Genomic DNA, 16,579 nt, shown 5'->3' on the forward strand with positions numbered 1-16,579 from the left:
CGTTAAAGTATTTGCCCTTCGCCATTGCAGGATTTCAGAATCGGGTATGACTTTTGCATATATATTGCATGTTGACCTGAGATTCTTTGCTGAGAGCTGTTAATGTGAATTTACTCACGATGAGTACTGAGCTTGCTTCAATCTTTCTGTTTTCACTGGTATTTCTGTTTTTTGCGCGAAAAGTAGCTAAAAAAATTGGACTGGTGGACAAGCCAAACTACCGTAAACGCCATCAGGGCGTGATCCCACTTGTCGGTGGTATCTCAGTCTATGCAGGGATTTGCTTTACCTTTTTGATCACCAATTACTATGTTCCGCATGCCTGGCTCTATCTCAGCTGTGCTGGCGTGCTGGTGCTGATCGGTGCACTGGACGATCGCTATGATATTAGCGTGAAGCTGCGTGCCTCGGTTCAGGCGCTGATTGCGATTGTGATGATGTATTACGGTAATCTTTACCTGCTCAGTCTCGGCCATATTTTTGGATCCTGGGAGCTGGTCGTCGGGCCATTTGGTTATGTACTGACGCTGTTTGCAGTGTGGGCGGCAATTAACGCCTTCAATATGGTGGACGGCATTGACGGTCTGCTGGGCGGGCTGTCGTGCGTGACCTTTGCCGCCATCGGCATCATCCTGTTTATTGACGGTCAGCTCAGTCTGGCGATGTGGTGCTTTGCCATGATCGCGGCCATTGTGCCTTATATCCTGCTGAATCTCGGCACCTTTGGAAGACGCTATAAAGTGTTTATGGGAGACGCGGGCAGTACGCTGATTGGTTTCACAATTATCTGGATTTTACTGGAAACCACGCAGGGTGAAACGCATCCGATTACGCCGGTAACTGCACTGTGGCTGATTGCGATTCCGCTGATGGACATGATTGCCATTATGTACCGCCGGTTGCGTAAGGGGATGAGCCCGTTCTCTGCCGATCGTCAGCACATCCATCACTTGATCATGCGAGCAGGTTTTACCTCTCGTCAGGCTTTTGTGCTGATCACGCTGGCAGCCGCGCTGTTGGCGGGAATTGGAGTGATGGGCGAATATCTAAAATTTATTCCTGAATGGGTGATGTTGGCATTGTTCTTGCTTGCATTTGCTTTGTATGGCTACTGCATAAAACGTGCCTGGCGAGTGGCGCGATTTATTAAACGTATGAAGCGCAGAATGCGCAACTCGAGTGCCAATAAAAACATTTCCTGAATAAAACAGGTAAAGGACGCCATGAAAACAGAACCTGAAGCTTTGTCACGATCGGCCACTGTGGATAATGAGTTAGATATTCGCGGTCTTTGCTGCACGCTATGGCGAGGCAAACCATGGATTATCGGTCTGGCGTTACTGTTTATCGCTGTCGCCTTTATTTATTCACTGTTGGTGAAGCAGGAGTGGAGCACCACGGCGATTACTGACCGCCCGACGGTCAATATGCTCGGTGGTTACTACTCCCAGCAACAGTTTCTGCGTAACCTCGATGCGCGTACCAGTTCCATGGCGGTTGCGCCGCAACCCACGGTGATGGAAGACGCCTACCAGGAGTTTGCGATGCAGCTGTCAGCTTATGACACGCGCCGCGACTTCTGGCTGCAGACCGATTACTACCAGCACCGTAAAAGTGGCAACAGCAAAAATGATGCCGCCCTGCTGGATGAAATGGTCAATAACATCCAGTTTACTGCCGCCGATGCGACAAAAAATATCAATGATACTGTCAGACTGGTGGCTGAAACGGCGGCAGATGCCAACAACCTGCTGCGTCAGTATGTCGCCTTTGCCAGCCAGCGTTCTGCGCGTCATCTTAATGAAGAGCTGACCGGTGCCTGGGCAGCGCGCACGATTCAGCTAAAAGCGCAGGTTAAACGTCAGGAAGCGGTTGCGAAGGCGATTTACGATCGCCAGATTAATGCGGTGCAGCAGGGGCTGAAAATTGCTCAGCAGCAAGGGATTAATCAGACCAAAACTGACACCCCTTCTGAGCAATTACCCGATTCCGAACTGTTCCTGCTGGGACGCCCGATGTTGCAGGCGCGTTTAGAAAACCTTGAGGCCAGCGGCCCGAGCTACGATCTGGATTACGATCAAAACAGAGCGATGCTGTCGACACTGGATGTCGGGCCGACGCTGGATGCCAAGTTCCAGACTTATCGCTATCTGCGGACGCCGGAAGAGCCTGTTAAGCGCGACAGTCCGCGTCGCCTGTTCTTAATGATTATGTGGGGTGCAGTGGGTGCGCTAATTGGCGCAGGCGTTGCGCTGGTACGTCGACCACGCGCTTAATCGCGCGCTTACCTGATTCCGTACTTACGGCAGACGAATTAAGAGAGCTACAGTGAAAGTATTGACTGTTTTCGGCACGCGTCCGGAAGCCATTAAAATGGCGCCGCTGGTCCATGCCTTATCTCAGGATCCGCAAATTGACTCGCGTCTCTGTGTCACCGCCCAGCATCGTGAGATGCTGGACCAGGTGCTGCGATTGTTTTCGCTGACGCCGGATTACGACCTGAATATTATGCGTCCTGAGCAGGGACTGACCGAAATTACCTGTCATATTCTGGAAGGTTTAAAAGCGGTTTTTGCTGATTTTAAACCAGATGTAATCCTGGTGCATGGCGATACCACCACCACGATGGCCGCCAGCCTTGCTGCTTTCTATCATCGAATTCCGGTGGGTCACGTTGAAGCCGGACTGCGTACTGGCGATCTCTGGTCTCCCTGGCCAGAAGAGGGCAACCGCAAACTCACCGGCCATTTAGCCAGTTTACATTTTACGCCGACCGAAAATTCACGGCAGAATTTGCTGCGCGAAAACCTGCCCGCTGAACGCGTTTTTGTCACCGGTAATACGGTGATTGACGCACTGTTCTGGGTTCGGGATCAGGTGCTGAAAGATGACGCGTCATGCGAGAATCTTGCCAGCCGCTATCCGTTTTTACAGGCGGATAAGAAAATGATTCTGGTCACCGGCCATCGTCGCGAAAGCTTTGGCGAAGGTTTTGAGCGAATCTGCCACGCGCTGGCGGAAATCGCCCGCCTGCATCCGGAAGCGCAAATTGTCTATCCGGTTCATCTCAATCCCAACGTCAGCGAGCCGGTCAATCGTATCCTGAAAGATATCGATAATATCGCGTTGATCGAGCCGCAAGAGTATTTGCCATTCGTCTGGCTGATGCAGCGCTCATGGCTGATTCTTACTGACTCCGGCGGCATTCAGGAAGAAGCGCCATCGCTGGGCAAACCGGTGTTGGTGATGCGTGACACCACCGAGCGACCTGAAGCGGTTGATGCCGGTACGGTTCGTCTGGTGGGCACCGATGTTGAGCGGATTGTGTCCGAAGTCAACCGCCTGCTGACCGACGAAGATGAATACCACGCGATGAGTCGCGCGCATAATCCTTATGGTGATGGTCATGCCTGCGAGCGCATCGTACAGGCTCTGAAAAATAATCGAGTAACCCTATGAGTTTTAATATTATTTCAGTTATTGGTCTGGGCTATATTGGCCTGCCAACCGCCGCCGCTTTTGCCTCACACCAGAAAAAAGTAATTGGCATTGATATTAATCAGCGTGCAGTGGATACCATTAATCGCGGCGAAATTCATATTGTCGAACCCGATCTTGACCGCGTAGTGAAAAGCGCGGTGGAAGGCGGCTGGTTGCAGGCCGCGCTTAAACCGACGGCGGCCGACGCCTTTTTGATTGCGGTGCCAACACCGTTTAAAGGCGATCATCAGCCGGATATGTGTTACGTGCAGGCGGCGGCGCTGTCGCTGGCGGAAGTACTGAAAAAGGGCGATTTGGTGATTCTCGAATCCACCTCGCCGGTCGGCGCTACCGAGCAAATGGCGGAATGGCTGGCGGAAGCCCGCCCCGATTTAACCTTCCCGCAGCAGGCTGGCGAGCAGGCCGATATCAATATTGCCTACTGCCCGGAGCGCGTATTGCCGGGTCAGGTGATGGTCGAACTGATCAAAAATGATCGGGTCATCGGCGGCATGTCACCGGTCTGCTCGGCGCGTGCCAGCGAACTGTATAACATTTTCCTTGAAGGGGAGTGCGTGATCACCAATGCGCGCACCGCAGAGATGTGTAAGCTGACGGAAAACAGTTTCCGCGACGTTAACATTGCGTTTGCCAATGAGCTTTCCCTGATTTGTGCCGATCAGGGGATTAACGTCTGGGAACTGATTGCACTGGCGAATCGCCACCCGCGCGTGAATATTTTGCAGCCGGGGCCGGGCGTTGGTGGTCACTGCATCGCGGTGGATCCGTGGTTTATCGTGGCACAAAATCCGACGCAGGCGCGACTGATTCGCACCGCCCGCGAAGTGAACGACGGTAAACCACACTGGGTGCTGGATCAGGTCAAGCGCACGGTGGCAGATTGCCTGGCACACAGCGACAAGCGTGCCAGTGAGCTGAAAGTGGCCTGTTTTGGTCTGGCATTTAAACCGAATATTGACGATCTGCGCGAAAGCCCGGCGATGTCGGTCGCCCATCTGGTCGCTGACTGGAATGCCGGTGAAACCTGGGTGGTGGAGCCGAATGTGAAGAGCATTCCGGAAAAACTGGCAAACGAAGCAACGCTGGTCTCAATGGAGACCGCCTTACAGCATGCCGACGTGCTGGTGATGCTGGTGGATCATCAACAATTTAAAGCGATTGATGGCGCGCAAATTAACCAGCCGTGGATTGTTGATACTAAAGGAGTCTGGCGTTGAAACGCATTCTTGTCACCGGCGGTGCCGGATTTATTGGTTCAGCCGTGGTAAGGCATATCCTCACGGAAACCGAAGATTGCGTGGTTATCGTCGACAAACTGAGCTATGCCGGAAATCTGGCCTCGCTGGCACCGGTTGCGGATGACCCGCGCTTGGCCTTTGAGCAGGTTGATATTTGTGACCGTGCGGCGCTGGACCGGGTTATCGCCCAGTATCAGCCTGATGCCATTATGCATCTTGCCGCAGAAAGCCATGTTGATCGCTCGATTGATGGCCCGGTCGCCTTTATTGAAACCAATATCGTCGGCACTTATCAGCTGTTAGAAGCGGCACGTCACTACTGGTCGGCACTGGACGATGCAAAGAAAGCCGCGTTTATCTTCCACCATATCTCAACCGATGAAGTGTTTGGCGACCTGCACGATGGCGACGCGCTGTTTACCGAAAGCACTCCTTATGCGCCGAGCAGCCCCTATTCGGCCAGTAAAGCCAGCAGCGATCATCTGGTTCGCGCCTGGTTGCGTACTTACGGTTTGCCGGTGGTCATCACCAACTGCTCAAATAATTACGGCCCGTATCACTTTCCGGAAAAACTGATTCCGCTGATGATCATCAACGCGCTGGCCGGTAAACCGCTGCCGGTATATGGCAACGGTGGACAAATTCGTGACTGGCTGTACGTGGAAGACCATGCGCGCGCACTGTATCGGGTGATGACGCAGGGCCGCGTTGGCGAGACCTACAATATCGGTGGGCATAATGAACGCCGTAATATTGAAGTGGTTGAAACACTGTGCGCGCTGCTGGAAGAGCTGGCACCGGAAAAACCGGCGGGCATCAGTCATTACCGTGATTTGATCACCTTTGTTACCGACCGTCCGGGCCATGATTTACGCTATGCGATTGATGCCAGCAAAATCGATCGCGAGCTCGGCTGGCGGCCACAGGAGACATTCGAAAGCGGCATGCGCAAAACCGTCAGCTGGTTTTTAGCCAATGAAAGCTGGTGGCAAAACATTCTGAATGGCAGCTACAAGCTCGAACGTCTTGGCTTGTCCCGGTAAACGCAACAGAGAAGGAGCAGGCGATGAAAGGTATCATTCTGGCAGGCGGTTCTGGCACGCGTCTGCATCCCATCACCCGGGGTATTTCGAAGCAACTGTTGCCGGTTTACGATAAGCCGATGATTTATTACCCGCTGTCAGTACTGATGCTGGCGGGTATTCGCGACATCATGATTATCACCACGCCGCAGGATAAGGCGCAGTATCAGAATCTGCTGGGTAACGGCGACGAGTTTGGTATTCATCTGCACTATGCCGAACAGCCGAATCCTGACGGTCTGGCACAGGCCTTTATTATTGGTGAAGAGTTTATCGGTGACGACGCTTGCTGTCTGGTGCTGGGCGATAATATCTATTTTGGACAGGGATTTAGTCCGAAACTGCGCAATGTTGCAGCGCGCACCCAGGGCGCGACGGTATTTGGTTATCAGGTGATGGATCCGGAGCGTTTTGGCGTCGTCGAATTTGACGAGAATTTCCGTGCGTTGTCGCTGGAAGAGAAGCCGCAACAGCCGAAATCCAACTGGGCAGTGACCGGACTCTATTTCTATGACAATCAGGTGGTGGAGTTTGCCAAACAGGTCAAACCTTCCGCGCGCGGCGAACTGGAAATTACTTCGATCAATCAGATGTACCTTGAGCGCGGTGAGCTGACGGTTGAGCTGCTGGGACGCGGTTTTGCCTGGCTGGATACCGGCACCCACGACAGCCTGATTGAAGCCAGCACCTTTGTGCAGACGGTGGAAAAACGTCAGGGCTTTAAAATTGCCTGTCTGGAAGAGATTGGCTGGCGCAACGGCTGGCTGGATGATGAGGGCGTGCGTCGTGCCGCCGAAGCGCTGGTGAAAACCGGCTATGGTAAATACCTGTTGGATCTGCTGCATGCCCGTCCTCGCCAGTATTAAACCCCTTGAGTGGGAAAACAGCTTTTTCGCACTTAACAGTGGGCTGCTGGACTTTAGCGTGCCGCAGCCACTCAGTTCTGAACAACTGACGGCCTTTGATGTGGTACAGGCCAAACTCCACAGCCAGCAGACGGCCGAAATTGATGCCCTGAGCGCGCTTGGCTTTCAGTTAGTGGAAGGCGAAGCCGATTTATCACTGACCATCAGCGGCACGCAGCGGCAATCTGGCATTCGTATTGCACGTACTGAGCATATTGCACAGCTGCGCGCGGTGGCCAGCGAAGCCTTTGCACAAAGCCGTTTCCGCGCGCCCTGGTATCAGCCGGGTGACAGTGGGCGCTTTTATGCGCAGTGGATTGAAAATGCGGTACGCGGCAGCTTCGATCATCAGTGCCTGCTGGCAATGGATGAAGCAGGGGCAATGGAAGGTTTTGTGTCACTACGTGAATTAAGCGACGGTGAAGCGCGTATCGGCCTGCTGGCAACCTTGCCACAAGCGCGTGGCAAAGGGGTCGGCAAGCGGCTGGTTCAGGCCGCAGCGGACTGGTGCCAGGCGCGTCGACTGACGCGTTTACGCGTGGCAACTCAACTGAGCAATCTCGCCGCACTGCGGCTCTATCTTGCAAGCGGTGCCAGTCTCGACAGCACCGCTTACTGGCTATACAGGTAACCCAATGATTCCATTTAATGCGCCACCGATAGTCGGAACCGAAATCGAATATATGCAGTCAGCCATGGCCAGCGGCAAGCTGTGCGGTGATGGCGGCTTTACACGTCGTTGTCAGCAGTGGATGGAGCAACATTTCGGCAGCAAAAAAGTGCTGCTGACGCCATCCTGTACCGCTTCGCTGGAGATGGCCGCGATACTGATTGATATTCAGCCCGGCGATGAAGTGATTATGCCGAGCTACACCTTTGTTTCAACGGCGAACGCCTTTGTGCTGCGCGGTGCCACCATCGTATTTGTCGATGTGCGGCCAGACACCATGAATATCGATGAGACATTGATTGAAGCGGCGATCACTGAGAAAACTCGCGCCATCGTGCCGGTGCATTACGCCGGGGTTGCCTGTGAAATGGACGCGATTATGGCGCTGGCACAACAGTATAAGCTGTTTGTGATTGAGGATGCCGCGCAGGGCGTGATGTCGACTTACAAAGGTAAGGCGCTCGGCAGTATCGGCCATATTGGCTGCTTCAGCTTCCATGAAACCAAAAACTACACCGCGGGCGGGGAAGGCGGTGCCACGCTGATTAATGATGCATCGCTGGTTGAGCGTGCGGAAATTATTCGCGAAAAAGGCACCAACCGCAGCCAGTTCTTCCGCGGGCAGGTGGATAAATATACCTGGCGCGATATCGGTTCGAGTTATCTGATGTCGGACCTCCAGGCCGCCTGGTTATGGGCGCAACTGGAAGCGGCGACGAAGATTAATCATCAGCGCCTCAGCCTGTGGCAGCACTACTACGATGCGCTGCAACCGCTGGCCGACAGTGGTCGTATTACGCTGCCTTCCGTCCCGGCCGACTGTCAGCAGAATGCGCATATGTTTTACATCAAGCTGCGCGACCAGCAAGAGCGTCAGGCGTTAATTGACTGGCTGAAGGAAGCGGAAATCCTCGCGGTGTTCCACTATATTCCGCTGCATTCGTCACCGGCGGGCAAGCGTTTTGGCCGTTTTGCGGGCGATGACCGTTTCACTACTCCGGAAAGTGAGCGCCTGCTGCGTCTGCCGCTGTTTTACAATTTATCGGACAATAACCAGCATACGGTTATCAATTCGCTACTGAGCTTCTTTTCCTGATATGTCACTGGCTAAAGCCTCAGTGTGGACCGCGGCGTCGACACTGGTAAAAATCGCTGCCGGATTGCTGGTGGTCAAGCTGCTGGCCGTGTCATACGGGCCGAGCGGTGTCGGGCAGGCGGGTAATTTCCGCCAACTGATTACTGTGCTGGGCGTGCTGGCAGGTGCCGGCATTTTTAACGGTATTACCAAATACGTTGCAGAGTATCAACAGCAGCCTGAGCAACTGCGGGCGGCGACCGGTACTGCATCAACCATGGTGCTGGGCTTCTCGACGCTGCTGGCGGTGGTTTTCCTGCTGGCAGCGAAGCCGATCAGTATCGGGCTGTTTGGCCATGCGGATTATCAGCAGGTGGTGCGCATCGTGGCGTTCCTGCAAATGGGCATTGCCTGGGCCAACCTGTCGCTGGCGATCATGAAAGGCTTTCGCGATGCGATGGGTAACGCGCTGGCGCTGATAATTGGCAGCCTGATTGGTGTCGTCGCCTATTACGCCTGTTACCGAGTTGGCGGCTACAGCGGCGCGTTGGTCGGGCTGGCGCTGGTTCCGGCGCTGGTGGTGGTGCCTGCGGCGCTGCTGCTGGCAAAACGCGACCATCTGCCGATGCGCTATTTGTTGCCACAGTGGCACAGTGAACTGGCGCGCAATCTCGGTAAATTTACCCTGATGGCGTTAATCACGTCGGTGACCTTGCCGGTGGCCTGGGTGATGATGCGTAACCTGCTGGCGGCGCATTACAGCTGGGAAGAGGTGGGTTTATGGCAGGGTGTCACCAGTATTTCCGACGCTTATCTGCAATTTATCACCGCCACGTTCAGCGTCTGGCTGTTGCCAACCCTGTCGCGGCTGAAGACGAAAGCGGAAATCTCCGCAGAGATCCTGCGTGCGCTGCGCTTTGTGATTCCGGCGGTGGCGGCGGTCAGTTTCTGCGTCTGGCTGTTGCGCGACTTCGCCATCTGGCTGCTGTTTTCCAGCCAGTTTAGCGGTATGCGCGACCTGTTTGCCTGGCAGTTGCCGGGTGATGTGCTGAAAGTCGCCTCTTACGTCTTCGGTTATCTGGTCATCGCTAAGGCGTCATTACGTTTCTACATTTTAACTGAAATCAGCCAGTTTATTTTACTCACGGCATTTTCACGTTTATTGATTCCGCTACATGGCGCAACCGGGGCGGCACAAGCCTATCTGGCAACCTATGTGGTTTATTTTGCGCTGTGTTGCAGCGCTTTCATCATTTATCGTCGACGAGTATGACTACACTGATTCACGTACTGGGATCGGATATTCCCCATCACAACCTTACGGTACTGCGCTTTTTTAATGATGTGCTAAGCGTCAGACAGCCGGCTGCCGACGCCCGCCATTTTATGGTGGTAGCCAGCGATGGCAGTGCATTCTCTGCGTTTAGCGCGCTGAATATCGAGCTGTTTGCCAGCAAAAAAATGCTGGCTCAGGCGGTTATCCAACGGGCGCAGCAGCGACAGACACGCTTTTTCCTGCACGGTCAGTTCAATCCTCAGCTGTGGCTGGCGATATTGCGCGGAAAAATTAAGTCGTCGCAGGTGTACTGGCATGCCTGGGGCGCAGATCTGTATGAAGAGTCATCCAGCCTGAAGTTCCGGCTGTTTTATCTGCTGCGCCGCCGGGCGCAGGGTAAGGTCGGCCATCTGTTTGCCACTCGCGGCGATATTAACCATTATCATCAGCGCCACCCCGACACGCCGTCATCACTGCTCTACTTCCCGACGCGGATGCAGAATCAGGTTCCGCAGCACGATCAGGCTGAGCGGCCATTTACCGTGCTGGTGGGCAACTCGGGTGACGCGAGTAATCGCCATATCGAAGCGTTGCAGGCGCTGAACCAGCAGTTTGGCGACAAGATAAAAGTGGTGATTCCGCTGGGCTATCCGGCGAATAATCAGCCCTATATTGACCGCGTGCGGCAGGCGGCAGAAGCGTTGTTCAGCGCGGATAGCTTGCAGCTGTTAACCGATAAACTGGAATTTAATGACTATTTGCAGCTGATTGCCCGCTGCGATCTCGGTTACTTTATTTTCCGCCGTCAGCAGGGTATCGGCACCTTATGTTTACTGATCCAGGCCAACGTGCCCTTTGTGCTGAGCCGTGAAAACCCGTTCTGGCAGGATTTGGCCGAGCAGCAGGTGCCGGTGTTGTTTAGCGGCGATGATCTGGATAAGAGAAGCGTGAATGAGGCGCGTCGCCAGTTAAGCTTGCTGGACAAGCCCGGCATCGCCTTTTTCGATCCGGCATTTATTGCGGGCTGGCAACAGGCGTTAACGCTGGCTGAAGGAGAGATGGCATGAGCCTGATGCAATTTAGTGGCTTGCTGGTGGTGTATCTGCTGTCGGTCGGATTTATTCTCACGCTGACATTTCGTGAATTTCGCCGCGTGCGTTTCAACTTTAACGTCTTCTTCTCGCTGCTGTTTTTACTGACGTTCTACTTTGGTTTCCCGCTGACCTGCATTCTGGTATTTCAGTTTGACGTCAATGTGGTGCCAGCGGAATACCTGTTGCAGGCAATGCTGGCGGCCAGCTGTTTCTATGGTATCTATTACGTCAGCTACAAAACCCGTTTGCGCGCGGCAGACCGGTCACCCCGGCGACCGGTATTCAGCATGAACCGTGTTGAAACCCATCTCACCTGGCTGATGCTGGCGCTGGTGGCGCTGGGCACCGTTGCGGTGTTCTTTATGCATAACGGTTTCCTGCTGTTCCGGCTGCATACTTACAGCCAGATCTTCTCCAGCGATGTCTCGGGTGTCGCGCTGAAGCGCTTTTTCTACTTCTTTATCCCGGCGATGCTGGTGGTGTACTTCCTGCGTCAGGACTCGCGCGCCTGGTTGTTTTTCCTCGTCAGTACCGTGGCATTTGGCCTGCTGACTTATGTGATTGTTGGCGGTACGCGCGCCAATATCATTATCGCCTTTGCCCTGTTCCTGTTTATCGGCATTATTCGTGGCTGGATTACGCTGTGGATGCTGGCGGTCGCCGGTATGATGGGAATCGTCGGCATGTTCTGGCTGGCGTTACGGCGCTATAACCTTGATGTCAGCGGTGCCGAAGCGTTTTATACCTTCCTCTATCTGACGCGCGATACCTTTTCGCCGTGGGAAAACCTTGGTCTGTTACTGCAAAACTACGACAAGATTGATTTCCAGGGGCTGGCACCGATTGTGCGCGACTTCTACGTGTTTATTCCCAGCTGGCTATGGCCAGAGCGTCCGGGCATTGTGCTCAACAGCGGCAACTACTTTACCTGGGAAGTGCTGAACAACCATTCAGGGCTGGCGATCTCACCGACGCTGCTTGGCTCGCTGGTGGTGATGGGCGGCGCAGCATTTATCCCGCTCGGTGCGGTCGCGGTCGGCATGATTATCAAATGGTTCGACTGGTTGTACGAACTGGGTAAAGCGGAAAGCAACCGCTATAAGGCCGCTATCCTGCAAAGCTTCTGCTTTGGCGCGGTGTTTAACATGATTGTGCTGGCCCGCGAAGGCGTCGATGCCTTCGCCTCGCGCGTGGTGTTTTTCTGCATCATTTTTGGTGCCTGCGTGGTAATGGCTAAACTCCTTTATTGGTTATTTGATCGTGCGGGATTGATTCGTCAGCGCTTCCGGCGTGCGGCAGTTCATCCGGCAATACAACAATAAATTCTCTCCCGGTGCATTTGCCGGAATGAAGTAAGGGAAAGGTAATGGAAGTGACCTCTGCTGCGCCGCAGTATCAAATTCGCGGTTTGTCGTTGTATGGTTTTCGCGATATGGCGCAATGCCTCGATTTTCTCTATGGCGATAATCGGCTGAAGACCGGCACGCTGGTCGCCATCAATGCAGAAAAGGTGCTGACGGCGGAAAGCGATAGCGAGATGCACAAGCTGATTGATGACGCGGAGTATAAATACGCCGATGGCATCAGCATTGTTCGTTCTATCCGCAAAAAGTACCCACAGGCTGATGTCACGCGGGTTCCCGGCGCGAACTTATGGGAAGCGTTGATGGAACGCGCCGGGCGTGAAGCGACGCCGGTGTTCCTGATTGGCGGTAAACCGGAGATTCTGGCGCAAACGGAAGAGAAGTTACGCCGCCAGTGGAACGTCAATATTGTCGGCAGCCAGGATGGCTACTTTGCGCCGTCCGATCGTGAGGCGTTGTTTCACCGCATTCGCGCCAGTGGCGCAAAAATTGTTACCGTCGCTATGGGCTCGCCAAAACAGGAAGTGCTGATGCGTGATTGCAAAGCTTTCTGGCCGGATGCGCTGTATATGGGAGTAGGCGGTACCTACGACGTGTTTACCGGTCATGTAAAGCGTGCGCCGCTGGTCTGGCAAAATATGGGCTTAGAGTGGCTGTATCGCCTGATTTTGCAGCCGAGCCGGCTACGTCGCCAGCTCAGACTGCTGAAATATCTCAACTATCATTATCGTGGTCAGCTGTAATTTCCTGTTCGCCTTGCAGAAGCGTGCTTAATTAACCAGCAAAAAAGGCGAAAAACGCCTGTTGTTTCGACGGAATGCACAAAGCGTAAGCAAACGCGTTTTTTTTGTGAAAAAAGCACTGGACAGGATCGGCTCACATCCGTAGTATGCACATCCGCAACGGCGCTACGCGCCCGTAGCTCAGCTGGATAGAGCGCTGCCCTCCGGAGGCAGAGGTCTCAGGTTCGAATCCTGTCGGGCGCGCCATTTACTTTGTGCGCAAGAGCTGCGGTGGTAATATTTATCGCGTTTCCGGTAGTAAGTAGTACAGGCAGTAAGATGTGGTGGCTATAGCTCAGTTGGTAGAGCCCTGGATTGTGATTCCAGTTGTCGTGGGTTCGAGTCCCATTAGCCACCCCAGATTTTGTTACGGTATGCGAAGGTGGCGGAATTGGTAGACGCGCTAGCTTCAGGTGTTAGTGTCTTAACGGACGTGAGGGTTCAAGTCCCTCTCTTCGCACCAAACAAAATCCATGAGTTGTGAGCAGTACATATCGGCGAGTAGCGCAGCTTGGTAGCGCAACTGGTTTGGGACCAGTGGGTCGGAGGTTCGAATCCTCTCTCGCCGACCATATTTCGAAACCCCGCTTTTTAGCGGGGTTTTTTGCGTCTGGCGTCCGGACGACGCATATTGCCTGGTGTTTAGAAAATTATTAGCCATCGGGTAAAAAAATCCCTTCATTGTCTCAATTAAGAGACATTTAACTCATTGTTTATAAATTGTTTTTTAATTTTAAACTGTCGTTGTCGTCATATAGCGACGTCATTCCGGCGGGCTGTAGCCATTTAACGACAGTCGTCACAGTGGTTTTCGCCGACCTGTTAATCATTAATGCGATAAGAATTAATCAGTTAATAAGTCATTGCCATGATAAGTGCAATTCTGGCATGGAATATGCAATACTGATTATGTAGATGCTCATTCCACCTCTTATGTTTGCGAATGCTTCATAAACCTGGGAATGACGCAGAGCCATTTTACGGTGCCAGTTGTCCAGCCAGCCAATATCGTGATTCACCTTATTGGATTCACAGGACATTACGTTGAGTCTGGTACCAATCGGTTGTCTTACCGATCTGATATTTACACCTGCCATTTTGGCAGGTGTTTTTTTTTGCCTGAATGAAAAAAGGGGCGACGTAAACGTCGCCCCTTAATGGGTTGTCAGGGCGGTATACTCGCCGCCCGTTAATCCGCTTAAGGATTATTCTTCAACGTCAGCAGTAACCCGTCACGTCGCATCTCTGCCGCTTCTTCCGGCTTATGCTGGCGATCAAGGCTGTCAGCCAGCCACGCGTAATCAAAGGCGTCAGGACGCTGTTTCAGTGCTTCACGAAACGCTTCGCTGGCCTGTTGCCATTCACCGTGTTTCATCAACAGCTGTCCCAGCGTGCTGTGCAGCAGGGGAGTGGCACCGTGTTGCTTAATCTGCTGGCGCAGCGCTTTTTCCAGCTGCTCCGGATTGCCGGTTTTCAGGCGCGGCATCAGCAGCACCAGACGTTCGTCATACTGGCGTTTCAGTCCATCCAGCACGATGCTCTGCGCTGTGTCATGATCGTCACATTCAATCAGATGATCCGCCATTGCCACCTGCAATGCCTTTTCATGGCGGGTTTTGCGACTCTGATCCTGCCACCAGCGCTTCAGACCTTCGCTGCCTTGCTCGGCCATCGCCTGATTCATCAGGCCTAACCACGCCTGCTGTTGCAGCGCGCTACGGTGTGCTTCATCGCTGACCTGGGCTTTCTCCATCGGATGAAGAATATCCAGCAGCGAGCCCCATGCGCCGGTACGAATATAAGCTTGTTCCGCCAGGCGCAACACTTCCGGATGGCGCGGAGCCACTTCCAGCAGACGATCGATGCCATGACGTGCCGCATGATCTTCATGCCGTGCCAGCTGAATGCGCACGCGGGTGATTTCTACCGGCAGCTGATCGCTTCCGGCCAGTTCCGATGCGCGCTCCAGATGCTGATTGGCCCGCATTTCATCACCGCGTTGCTGTGCCGCTTCCGCCGCTAGCAGATAGTTCACCACCGGCTGCTCAGCATGGTCGGCATTGCGCGACAGCAGTTTTTCAACTTGCTTGTAGTCGCCTTCCGCCAGCTTTACCAGCGCGGCCTGCGTCTGTTTACGCGCCCGGCTGCGTTTGCGCCCTAAGAACCAGCCACGCGTTTTGGCACCGGTGCGGAAAATACGGCGTAACAGCCACTCCACGGCCAGGATCACCAGCAGCGCGAGGATCAAAATGATCACCAGACCGGTGACACTGGTTTCGATATTCCAGTTATCGGTCTGAATCAGTACGTATCCCTGATGACCTGCGATCATCGGGCCAATTACCACGCCGGCAATCAGCAAAAGAAAAAGCAAAAGGACTTTAAGCATGCTTATTCTCCCTGCTGCTGCTGCTGCTGCTGCTGCTGCTGCTGCTGCTGCTGCTGCTGATCGCCTGACGGCTGCGCCAGCAGATTGCGTACCCGCGTCTGCATCAGTTTATCCAGCATCGGCTGGCTCTCCAGCGTATCCGGCACATCCATCGCCACCGTCTGCTGGCTTAATTCATCCAGCTGCGCCAGGAAGGCTTTGGTACTGGCGTCATTGGTGTCATACCAGGCGCGGACCCAGGTTGAGACGGTATCAATCGACTGTTTATAGATCTCATTCTGATGGCGCGGTACCGCCTGGGCGGCAATCAGCAGGCGCGAGCGAATATTCTCACGCAGATAGACTTCCTGATTCGGTGCCAGCAGCGGTTCGGCGGTATTATCACGACGACGGACGGTAATAAAATCATCCATAAATTTGTGCCAGCTTTTTACCAGGTTCTGACGCCACTCACGCAGCGAAGAGGAGAGCTCGCCGCCATCGGCATCCATTGGCGAGTCGTCGTTATCGTTATCAGCCAGACGTAAATTATCAACGCCGTTCGACAGCTGATTCAGCTTCAGAATAATGCCGTCGTAATCGACCTGACTGACCGACGACAGGTTGCTGATATCCTGCGTCAGTGCGCGACGCACTTCAATCAGGCTGGGATCGTTCATATCGGCCAGGCTGACATCGGCGCTTTTCAGCAGCGCAGCGGCGGTGGTGACATCCTGATCGCTCCACAGTTTGCGGCCCGCCAGTTTTACCAGGTAGTCCGCCTGCGCCAGCAGCCAGGTACGCGCATCGTTGCCGGAAATGGTGGTGACTTTTTCTTTCAGCTCATCCAGCTGTTTTTCGCTGGCGGCCTGGCGATCGCGCGCGGTCTGCAACGCGCTGGTTTGCGTCTTAAGTTGCTCACTTAGCTGCTGCTTATCATTATCCGCTTGCTGCTGCAGTGCGGCCAGCCGATCGGCCAGTGCCTGACTGGCGTCAGTCTGGGCCTGAGCCTGGTGTCTGGCATTAATATACAGCCCGGTGCCCAGCGCCAGCGCGATAACAATCGCCACGGCACCCAACACCGCGCCGCTGTTCTTTGACTTGCGTGGCGGTTTTTCTTCCGGTGACGTGGTTGTTTCTACCGCTGGGGTGGTCTCTTCAACCATGGCGGAGGAGTCTTTTTGTTCCGTCATTGTGGCACATCCCATATTAAAGTTTATTGTA

Annotated in this window: 14 protein-coding genes and 4 tRNA genes; 16 read left to right on the forward strand and 2 right to left on the reverse strand. The window is 53.9% G+C overall.

Annotated elements, in window-relative coordinates; translation table 11 throughout:
* Positions 1–104: 104 nt before the first annotated feature.
* The 16 genes from wecA (at position 105) to NG42_RS15585 (ending at position 13,559) form a co-directional block, all read left to right on the forward strand.
* Positions 105–1,202, forward strand: a complete 1,098-nt coding sequence (gene wecA, locus NG42_RS15510) for a UDP-N-acetylglucosamine--undecaprenyl-phosphate N-acetylglucosaminephosphotransferase (RefSeq protein ID WP_052900535.1) — start codon at positions 105–107, stop codon at positions 1,200–1,202.
* A gap of 21 nt (positions 1,203–1,223) precedes the next feature.
* Positions 1,224–2,276 (forward strand): ECA polysaccharide chain length modulation protein, encoded by a 1,053-nt coding sequence (wzzE, locus tag NG42_RS15515; protein ID WP_072133250.1) that lies wholly within the window; start codon positions 1,224–1,226, stop codon positions 2,274–2,276.
* A gap of 52 nt (positions 2,277–2,328) precedes the next feature.
* Positions 2,329–3,459: a non-hydrolyzing UDP-N-acetylglucosamine 2-epimerase gene (gene wecB, locus NG42_RS15520; protein ID WP_052900536.1), complete on the forward strand. Its 1,131-nt coding sequence runs from the start codon at positions 2,329–2,331 to the stop codon at positions 3,457–3,459.
* Complete coding sequence (gene wecC, locus NG42_RS15525) at positions 3,456–4,718, forward strand: UDP-N-acetyl-D-mannosamine dehydrogenase (protein ID WP_052900537.1); 1,263 nt, start codon at positions 3,456–3,458, stop codon at positions 4,716–4,718. Before wecB ends, wecC begins: the two co-directional genes overlap by 4 nt.
* Positions 4,715–5,782 (forward strand): dTDP-glucose 4,6-dehydratase, encoded by a 1,068-nt coding sequence (rffG, locus tag NG42_RS15530; protein WP_052900539.1) that lies wholly within the window; start codon positions 4,715–4,717, stop codon positions 5,780–5,782. The genes wecC and rffG overlap by 4 nt, the downstream gene beginning before the upstream one ends.
* Positions 5,783–5,805: 23 nt before the next feature.
* A complete protein-coding gene (gene rfbA, locus NG42_RS15535; RefSeq protein ID WP_052900541.1) occupies positions 5,806–6,687 on the forward strand; it encodes a glucose-1-phosphate thymidylyltransferase RfbA in 882 nt (293 codons plus the stop codon).
* Positions 6,665–7,357, forward strand: coding sequence for a dTDP-4-amino-4,6-dideoxy-D-galactose acyltransferase (rffC, locus tag NG42_RS15540; protein ID WP_052900543.1), 693 nt, complete (start codon positions 6,665–6,667; stop codon positions 7,355–7,357). The genes rfbA and rffC overlap by 23 nt, the downstream gene beginning before the upstream one ends.
* A gap of 4 nt (positions 7,358–7,361) precedes the next feature.
* On the forward strand, positions 7,362–8,492 hold the full coding sequence (gene rffA, locus NG42_RS15545; protein ID WP_052900545.1) for a dTDP-4-amino-4,6-dideoxygalactose transaminase: 1,131 nt from the start codon (positions 7,362–7,364) through the stop codon (positions 8,490–8,492).
* Position 8,493: 1 nt separating this feature from the next.
* Positions 8,494–9,744, forward strand: coding sequence for a lipid III flippase WzxE (gene wzxE, locus NG42_RS15550; RefSeq protein ID WP_052900547.1), 1,251 nt, complete (start codon positions 8,494–8,496; stop codon positions 9,742–9,744).
* The gene (locus NG42_RS15555) at positions 9,741–10,814 is read left to right on the forward strand and encodes a TDP-N-acetylfucosamine:lipid II N-acetylfucosaminyltransferase (protein WP_052900551.1); all 1,074 of its coding nucleotides are present in this window, start codon (positions 9,741–9,743) and stop codon (positions 10,812–10,814) included. The genes wzxE and NG42_RS15555 overlap by 4 nt, the downstream gene beginning before the upstream one ends.
* Positions 10,811–12,163: an ECA oligosaccharide polymerase gene (gene wzyE, locus NG42_RS15560; protein ID WP_052900552.1), complete on the forward strand. Its 1,353-nt coding sequence runs from the start codon at positions 10,811–10,813 to the stop codon at positions 12,161–12,163. Before NG42_RS15555 ends, wzyE begins: the two co-directional genes overlap by 4 nt.
* A gap of 44 nt (positions 12,164–12,207) precedes the next feature.
* Positions 12,208–12,948 (forward strand): lipopolysaccharide N-acetylmannosaminouronosyltransferase, encoded by a 741-nt coding sequence (gene wecG / locus NG42_RS15565; protein WP_052900553.1) that lies wholly within the window; start codon positions 12,208–12,210, stop codon positions 12,946–12,948.
* A 169-nt stretch (positions 12,949–13,117) separates the two neighbouring features.
* Positions 13,118–13,194: transfer RNA gene (locus NG42_RS15570), tRNA-Arg, on the forward strand.
* Between the two features lie 77 nt (positions 13,195–13,271).
* A tRNA-His gene (locus tag NG42_RS15575) sits at positions 13,272–13,347 on the forward strand.
* 16 nt (positions 13,348–13,363) lie between these two features.
* Positions 13,364–13,450, forward strand: a tRNA-Leu gene (locus NG42_RS15580).
* A 32-nt stretch (positions 13,451–13,482) separates the two neighbouring features.
* Positions 13,483–13,559: transfer RNA gene (locus tag NG42_RS15585), tRNA-Pro, on the forward strand.
* Positions 13,560–14,185: 626 nt separating this feature from the next.
* On the opposite strand, the gene hemY is transcribed toward NG42_RS15585, so the two are convergent.
* Together hemY and hemX are read right to left on the reverse strand one after the other, a co-directional pair.
* Positions 14,186–15,376, reverse strand: coding sequence for a protoheme IX biogenesis protein HemY (hemY, locus tag NG42_RS15590; protein ID WP_052900554.1), 1,191 nt, complete (start codon positions 15,374–15,376; stop codon positions 14,186–14,188).
* Between the two features lie 2 nt (positions 15,377–15,378).
* Entirely contained in the window at positions 15,379–16,548 is a 1,170-nt protein-coding gene (hemX, locus tag NG42_RS15595; RefSeq protein WP_052900636.1) for a uroporphyrinogen-III C-methyltransferase, read from the reverse strand.
* Positions 16,549–16,579 lie beyond the last annotated feature (31 nt).

Origin of the sequence: Winslowiella iniecta, assembly GCF_001267535.1 — a bacterium.
GTDB lineage: Bacteria > Pseudomonadota > Gammaproteobacteria > Enterobacterales > Enterobacteriaceae > Erwinia > Erwinia iniecta.

What these genes read in the sequence shown, in the direction of transcription:
- hemY (WP_052900554.1), bottom strand. Translation starts at nt 15,376, where the DNA reads ATGCTTAAAGTCCTTTTGCTTTTTCTTTTGCTGATTGCCGGCGTGGTA.
- NG42_RS15555 (WP_052900551.1), top strand. Translation starts at nt 9,741, where the DNA reads ATGACTACACTGATTCACGTACTGGGATCGGATATTCCCCATCACAAC.
- hemX (WP_052900636.1), bottom strand. Translation starts at nt 16,548, where the DNA reads ATGACGGAACAAAAAGACTCCTCCGCCATGGTTGAAGAGACCACCCCA.
- rffC (WP_052900543.1), top strand. Translation starts at nt 6,665, where the DNA reads ATGCCCGTCCTCGCCAGTATTAAACCCCTTGAGTGGGAAAACAGCTTT.
- wzxE (WP_052900547.1), top strand. Translation starts at nt 8,494, where the DNA reads ATGTCACTGGCTAAAGCCTCAGTGTGGACCGCGGCGTCGACACTGGTA.
- wzzE (WP_072133250.1), top strand. Translation starts at nt 1,224, where the DNA reads ATGAAAACAGAACCTGAAGCTTTGTCACGATCGGCCACTGTGGATAAT.
- wecG (WP_052900553.1), top strand. Translation starts at nt 12,208, where the DNA reads ATGGAAGTGACCTCTGCTGCGCCGCAGTATCAAATTCGCGGTTTGTCG.
- rfbA (WP_052900541.1), top strand. Translation starts at nt 5,806, where the DNA reads ATGAAAGGTATCATTCTGGCAGGCGGTTCTGGCACGCGTCTGCATCCC.
- rffA (WP_052900545.1), top strand. Translation starts at nt 7,362, where the DNA reads ATGATTCCATTTAATGCGCCACCGATAGTCGGAACCGAAATCGAATAT.
- wzyE (WP_052900552.1), top strand. Translation starts at nt 10,811, where the DNA reads ATGAGCCTGATGCAATTTAGTGGCTTGCTGGTGGTGTATCTGCTGTCG.
- wecC (WP_052900537.1), top strand. Translation starts at nt 3,456, where the DNA reads ATGAGTTTTAATATTATTTCAGTTATTGGTCTGGGCTATATTGGCCTG.